This window comes from Thermococcus sp. (assembly GCF_027063845.1).
Taxonomy (GTDB): domain Archaea; phylum Methanobacteriota_B; class Thermococci; order Thermococcales; family Thermococcaceae; genus Thermococcus.
The window spans coordinates 1-1,567 of the sequence record NZ_JAMOQU010000055.1 but is presented as its reverse complement, the minus strand read 5'-3'; the positions used below and the strand labels follow the sequence as shown (position 1 = coordinate 1,567).

Annotated in this window: 3 protein-coding genes; all 3 read left to right on the top strand. The window is 55.4% G+C overall.

Annotated elements, in window-relative coordinates:
- On the top strand, nucleotides 1–267 hold a 267-nt coding region (locus tag MVO87_RS03975; protein WP_297552283.1), incomplete at its 5' end, for a NifB/NifX family molybdenum-iron cluster-binding protein.
- Between the two features lie 84 nt (nucleotides 268–351).
- Nucleotides 352–1,143, top strand: coding sequence for an SDR family oxidoreductase (locus MVO87_RS03970; RefSeq protein ID WP_297512600.1), 792 nt, complete (start codon nucleotides 352–354; stop codon nucleotides 1,141–1,143).
- A 47-nt stretch (nucleotides 1,144–1,190) separates the two neighbouring features.
- Nucleotides 1,191–1,567: DUF998 domain-containing protein (locus MVO87_RS03965; RefSeq protein WP_297552281.1), on the top strand; the 377-nt coding region annotated here is incomplete at its 3' end.

Sequence of the window (1,567 nt, the reverse complement as noted above, 5' to 3'; positions counted from 1 at the left end):
GTAATAGCGGGCCAGTTCGGGCCGAATTCCTACGGTGTCCTCCAGGCGGCAGGCATAAGGATGTACTCAGCTCCCCCGACCATGACCGTCAGGGAAGCCGTTGAGGCGCTCCTCCGCGGTGAACTCCAGCCCGGAATCCAGGGAGGTGCAGGAATGGGTCCTGGCGGTGGCATGGGAATGGGCCGTGGCATGGGCAGAGGCATGGGCCGCGGTGGAGGAATGGGCAGGGGACGCGGTATGGGCCGCGGAAGGGGTGGCTGGTACTGAGCCCCGCCTTTTTTTCTGATTACCTTTCTCATCACCCCCGCAAGGGTTTTTAGAGCGTAACCTCAATCTATTCCGGTGGTCTCAATGTTGGGTATAGACCTCTCTGGGAAGCTTGCATTTACTACCGCATCAAGCAAGGGCATAGGCTTTGGCGTCGCAAGGGTTCTGGCAAAGGCTGGGGCGGATGTAATCCTCCTCTCGAGGAGCGAGGAAAATCTCAAAAAGGCGCAGGAAAAGATAAAGAGCGAAAGCGACGTCGAGGTGCACTACATAGTGGCAGACCTCACGAAGAGGGAAGACCTCGAGAGGACTGTTATGGAGCTCAAAAACATTGGAGACCCTGATATATTCTTCTTCTCGACGGGTGGGCCCAAGCCTGGCTACTTCATGGAGATGGACATGGCAGACTGGGAAAGCGCCGTTAGACTACTCCTTTATCCTGCGGTTTACCTCACCAAGGCCCTCATTCCCGCGATGGAAAGGAAGGGCTTTGGCAGGATAGTCTACTCCACCAGCGTTGCCATAAAAGAGCCGATTCCCAACATTGCCCTCAGCAACGTCGTCAGAATCTCGATGGCAGGCCTCGTGAGGACTCTCGCGAAGGAGCTCGGGCCGAAGGGCATAACGGTCAACGGAATAATGCCTGGCATAATCAGAACCGACAGAATGATTCAGCTTGCCCAGGATAGGGCGAGGCGGGAAGGAAAGAGCGTTGAAGAAGCTTTGAAAGAATACGCAAAGCCAATACCCCTCGGAAGGCTCGGCGAGCCCGAAGAGATAGGCTATCTCGTGGCTTTCCTCGCGAGCGACCTCGGGAGTTACATCAACGGTGCGATGATTCCCGTTGATGGAGGAAGGCTAAACTCGATCTTCTGAGGCAAAAACCTTTTTTGCCTCTTCGCCCATACTTTGGAAGGGGAACAATGAGAAAGAGTCAGCTTCTCGCGGGGATTTTTGCGCCGATAGTGGCCCTCACAGGCATAGGGACGGCGATTCTCATAAACCGCTCGTGGTGGAGGCTCACCGACAACGCGATAAGCGACCTCGGAAAGCTCGGCCTGCCCCACAACTGGGTTCTAAACGTTTCCCTCATAGTCTCGGCCATTATGGCGATTTACTACGCGGTTGGCCTCGTCGGAGAAGTCAGCAACACCATCGAAAAGCTCGGGGTTGGAGTTCTCATCGTTGGACTGGCCTTCCTCGCATTAATCGGCCTCTTCCCAGAGGGAACGAGCCCCCACTACTATGTCAGCTGGGGCTTTTTTGTGTTCTCGAGCCTCGGTTTCCTAATCACAGGTAT